The organism is Pedobacter sp., from assembly GCF_035566355.1.
Lineage (GTDB): Bacteria > Bacteroidota > Bacteroidia > Sphingobacteriales > Sphingobacteriaceae > Pedobacter.
Genome location: NZ_DATMRL010000250.1, coordinates 1 through 5,131, shown reverse-complemented (window position 1 = coordinate 5,131; position 5,131 = coordinate 1). Strand labels below are relative to the sequence as shown.

5 protein-coding genes are annotated in these 5,131 nt (G+C 37.6%); all 5 read right to left on the bottom strand.

The window, feature by feature from the left end:
- On the bottom strand, nucleotides 1-1,105 hold a 1,105-nt coding region (gene yidC, locus VNZ46_RS09695; RefSeq protein WP_325559952.1), incomplete at its 3' end, for a membrane protein insertase YidC.
- Nucleotides 1,106-1,122: 17 nt separating this feature from the next.
- Entirely contained in the window at nucleotides 1,123-2,742 is a 1,620-nt protein-coding gene (locus VNZ46_RS09690; RefSeq protein WP_325559951.1) for a CTP synthase, read from the bottom strand.
- Nucleotides 2,743-3,218: 476 nt separating this feature from the next.
- Complete coding sequence (locus tag VNZ46_RS09685) at nucleotides 3,219-3,752, bottom strand: hypothetical protein (RefSeq protein WP_325559950.1); 534 nt, start codon at nucleotides 3,750-3,752, stop codon at nucleotides 3,219-3,221.
- Nucleotides 3,753-3,785: 33 nt separating this feature from the next.
- The gene (gene kdsB / locus VNZ46_RS09680) at nucleotides 3,786-4,517 is read right to left on the bottom strand and encodes a 3-deoxy-manno-octulosonate cytidylyltransferase (protein ID WP_325559949.1); all 732 of its coding nucleotides are present in this window, start codon (nucleotides 4,515-4,517) and stop codon (nucleotides 3,786-3,788) included.
- Nucleotide 4,518: 1 nt separating this feature from the next.
- The coding region (locus VNZ46_RS09675) for a deoxynucleoside kinase (protein ID WP_325559948.1) at nucleotides 4,519-5,131 on the bottom strand (613 nt) is incomplete at its 5' end.

Here is a 5,131-nt window from a genome sequence, read left to right as displayed (position 1 = left end):
GTTTCAACATAATGGTTAATACCAAAATGATCAGACCGTAATTCCATCCAAATCCTTCCAGGAAGTTGAACACAGGCAATACAACAAATCTGTTGATATATTTTAAAGGCCAGTAACCCATTTCTACCAGTTTCTCTATTTCATGGCCTTGTTTTTTAAGTTCAGAGAATTTGTTATTGCCAAAATAAAATTCCATAGCATAGCTTTGAGCAGCCAATTGGTTATATGGCAGTACCATATTTGCACCATACCATTTAACTTCTCCAGGCTCAGTACTTACTTTAACTTCCAGATTTCCTTTTTCAAAACCGTCTTTAGGAATCAGGACTCCTGAAAAGAAATGTTGTTTGAAAGCAATCCATTCTACTTTACCCTTAGTCAGATCTTCTTTAACATCTTTGGCAATGTTTAAATGATCTGGCGTGTTATCTATGTATTTGTAATATGGTGCAGAATAACGTTGTTCATTTTTAAGTGATTTTTCCTGTTCCAGCAAGGTTGCTTCCCAGTTCAGGGAAATGTTATTGCTTTGGATCACCTGGTTTAAACCGTTCAGATTAATGTTAAAGGCAACATTATTGCTGTTGGGTTTTAAATCATAGAAAAATTCAATGTACTTGCCTTCTCCGTAAGTTGCCCGCATGGTCAGTGAAGTACCTGAGGTTTTGGCTGAAGTAAAATAAAGATCATTTGTACTTACAATTTTGCCACCGATGTTCAGATTGAGACCAAATTTATTGGCATTTCCATCATACAATACAACGGGTTGTCCTTTATAAGTTTTCTCGTTCTTTATTTCAACTGATAATATTTTACCGCCTTTATTAGTGAATGTGAGTTTTAACTTTTCATTTTCTAATACACTTTTTGCTTCAGTACCGGTGAGGTTTGTTCCAAAAGGACCTTTTAAGGCTGCTGAATCTAAAGCCGGGGCAGCAGCCGGAGCTATTGCAGCAGGAGTCTTAACACCCGCTTTTTTAGCTGAATCTGCAGTGATCCTGGCTTGTTCTTTTTTTAATTCAGCATCACTTGGCTTAAAAAAGTAAAAAGAACCGGCCAACACGATCATAATCAGGAACAGCCCTGTAAATGTATTTCTATCCATTATTGTTATTTAAACGCTTATTTTTTTGTTTTTTTCTTCGCATACTCCATCGCAGCGGCGACAAATTTAACAAAAAGTGGGTGAGGATTAGCAACTGTTGACTTTAATTCGGGATGAAATTGTCCCCCAACGAAAAAAGGATGATTTTTTAGCTCTACAATTTCAACAAGATGGCTGTCAGGATTGGTTCCTGAAGCAATCATTCCAGCCTCTTCATACTGTTTCAAATATTCGTTATTGAACTCGTAACGATGTCTGTGGCGCTCGGAAATATGACTCTTTCCATAAGCTGCAAATGCTTTTGTGCCTTTTTTAACATCACAAGGATAAGCACCTAATCTCATGGTACCGCCTTTTGTAGTAATGTTTTTTTGATCTTCCATCATATTGATGACAGGGAATTTAGTGTTTTCGTCAATTTCAACGGTATTGGCACCCTCCAGTCCTAAAACATTCCGTCCAAATTCGATCACTGCGCATTGCATACCCAAACAGATACCAAAGAAAGGAACTTCATTTTCCCTTACATATTTTATTGTATCGATTTTTCCTTCAATTCCACGGCTTCCAAATCCTGGAGCAACCAATACACCGTCTAAATGTGAGAGTTTTTCTTTCGCGTTATCCTCATAAAGGCTTTCGGAATGAATGTATTCTACTCTTACCTTACACTCATTTTTAGCACCTGCATGAATAAAAGCCTCTGTAATTGATTTATAGGCATCAGGTAATTCTATATATTTACCTACAAGACCGATTTTTACTTCAGCAGTAGGGTTTTTAAGACGACCGAGGAAATCTTTCCAGCTTTCCATATCTGGTTCGTTCTTTTGAGGTAACTTAAGTTTGCTCAATACAGTTTTATCCAGCTGCTCTTTCATCATCAGTAATGGCACCGAATAGATGGAAGAGGCATCAATAGATTCTACTACAGCATTGATATTCACATTGCAGAACAAAGCAATCTTTTTACGGATATCAGGGGTAATGTGGTGCTCAGTACGGCAAACCAAGATGTCTGGCTGTATTCCGTACTCTAAAAGTGCTTTTACAGAGTGCTGCGTCGGTTTTGTTTTCAATTCACCGGCAGCAGCTAAAAATGGAATTAAGGTAAGGTGGATCACAATAGCATTGTTTGCACCCTCTTCCCACTTAAACTGGCGTACAGCTTCAATGAAAGGTAGGGATTCAATATCACCTACGGTTCCGCCAAGTTCTGTGATAACGATATCGTATTGTCCACTTTCGCCGAGGATACGCATATTTCGTTTGATCTCATCGGTGATGTGAGGAACTACCTGGACTGTTTTACCTAAATATTCACCCTGACGCTCTTTATTAATTACATTCTGATAGATTCTTCCTGTGGTAATATTGTTGGCCTGGGAGGTTGGAACATTCAGGAAACGTTCGTAGTGACCTAAGTCCAAATCTGTTTCTGCGCCATCTTCGGTTACATAGCATTCGCCATGTTCATAAGGGTTGAGTGTTCCTGGATCAATATTGATATAAGGATCAAATTTTTGGATGGTTACTCTGTAACCCCGTGCTTGTAAAAGTTTGGCCAATGAAGCGGAGATGATGCCCTTTCCTAATGAGGAAGTAACACCGCCCGTAACAAAAATATACTTAGTCATGTTTGTGAATTTGTGTAATAAGAGGCAGTTTTATTGCTTTCTTATCGTTTTTGTACGGGATACAAAGTTAGTAAATAAATGCGGATTCAACTCTATTCTTTTTGAAATATATCTGAACTGGATATGGAAGAACGTTTGAAAAACGGGCAAAAAAAAGGCCTGAATAACTCCAGGCACTCTTTTATTTTATATTTGGTTAGAATATGCGGTTTAGGTATTTATGATTATTTATGGTTGGTTTCTTTGTTACACTAAGGTAAAACTAATATAATTTTTTGAACATATTTTGACATTTGTATAACAATGCCTTGTTTTTTATTTAACTATCTGTATTTCAGATAGATTATTTTCTGTTTTAAATAAATTTATGATAAGATTTATGAATTTTTGGGTTAATATTATGCTAACATAATATATTTTTTAAAAAATAAACCTTCTGATGGTCTTTCAGATTGCTTACACTAAGCTTTGCTTGCTTAGCAGCATTTGTAATATATTTTTACTTTTTTTTCCAGGATAGACCAAGCAATATACACTTTAGTTTCTTTGCTGATCCGGTATTTAAAACCGTTAAGATTGGAACGTTTTAATTCTTCATAAAAAGCTTTATCAGCAGTGTATTGATCGGGGGTTTCTTCTGCTGTGACTGCAGGTTCCAGAAAATTCTCATCTTCCAGGAAAAAGTTAAATTCATCAGCCATGAAATTACGTTGACTTTTTTCCTTACTCAAGTCTACAGTTTCTTTATAGTTATCCAGCAGATCTGTTGCTTTTAACACTTTTTGATAGATTTCTTTTCCGTCAAATGAGATAATGTGAAAAGTGAGCAGCATCTCTTTTGGTTTACTACCACTAAGGGAAACTTTGAATGTATCCATTTTTGTGGAATCACTAAAAGGTTTTAAAACCGTTTTTACATTATTTTCCTTTGCTGCAGTCTTTTTGTCTGTATCAGAATTACAGGCTGAAAGGAAAAGGCCGATCATTAAGATAGATGCAATAATCTTCATTGGAATTGGAGTTTTATAGACCTAAGATAAGATTTAAGACTTAAAGATTCTATTCAAATCGTCTGGTGTATCTATAGCTAATGTTTCTAATGTGGTTGTTCTGGTCTGAATTCTATAACCATTTTCCAGCCACCTTAGTTGTTCGAGATTTTCTGCCTGTTCCAGGCTGGAAGAGGAGAGTTTGGTAATCTCGTTTAAAACGGTTGTTGTATAGCCGTAAATACCTATGTGTTTGTAAAAGGTATGGTTTTTCAGCCAATCTTTTTCTGAAGCATTTCTGATATAAGGGATAGTTTGCCTGCTGAAATAAAGAGCCTCTCCAGCTGTATTTAATACAACTTTTGGAATGTTGGTATTCAGCAGTTCTTCCTGGCTGGTGATTACCTTAATTAAGGTTGCTAATTGTACATGCTTCTCCTGGAAACAGGAAGCAACCAGATCAATTTGTTCTGGGTTGATGTAAGGTTCATCGCCCTGTATATTGATAACGTGATCAAAGTCTGTTAGCTTGCCTATCACTTCTGCGCAACGGTCTGTGCCGCTTTGGTGAGTATCACTAGTCATGATATATGTCCCTCCAAACCGTTTTACTTCGTCTGCAATACGCACATCGTCTGTTGCCACTACAACCTGATCCAGAGATTTGGACAGCGATGACTGTTCATATACTCTCTGGATCATACTTTTTCCATCTATTTGTACCAGGGGTTTTCCTGGGAATCTGGTGGATGCGTACCGGGATGGTATAATGCCGAGGGTCTTCATCTTAGAAAAGGCCGTGGATTTCTGCTTCTATAGATTGGATCACGGCGCCAAGGTCTTCCGGATTGCTGGTGAAATCAAGCTTGTCCTTATCCAGGATCAGCAGTTTTCCCAGTTTATAGTCCTGGATCCAGGCTTCATATTTTTCATTCAGTTTGGACAGATAATCAATACGAATGCTGGCTTCGTACTCTCTTCCGCGGCGCTGGATATTGTTCACAAGTGTTGGAACAGATGCTCTTAAATAAACCAGTAAATCCGGGGGTTTAATAAATGAGGTGATATTGTCAAATATGGCTCTGTAGTTCTGGTGGTCCCGGGTAGTCATCAAACCCATTTCATGCAGATTTTCTGCGAAAATATGTGCATCTTCATAAATGGTCCTGTCCTGGATCACATTTCTTTGATTGGTCTCAATTTCTGCGAGCTGCTGGAAACGACTGTTGAGAAAATAGATTTGAAGGTTGAAACTCCAGCGTTTCATATCGCTGTAAAAATCTTCAAGATAGGGATTGTTATCCACTGCTTCGTATAAAGCTTCCCACCCGTAATTTTTAGCCAGCAAACCAGTTAGGGTTGTTTTGCCGGCACCAATATTTCCAACTATTGCTATATGC

Excerpts from the sequence above, each read along its gene's own strand:
- kdsB (WP_325559949.1), bottom strand. The coding sequence starts at position 4,517 with ATGAAGACCCTCGGCATTATACCATCCCGGTACGCATCCACCAGATTC.
- VNZ46_RS09685 (WP_325559950.1), bottom strand. The coding sequence starts at position 3,752 with ATGAAGATTATTGCATCTATCTTAATGATCGGCCTTTTCCTTTCAGCC.
- VNZ46_RS09690 (WP_325559951.1), bottom strand. The coding sequence starts at position 2,742 with ATGACTAAGTATATTTTTGTTACGGGCGGTGTTACTTCCTCATTAGGA.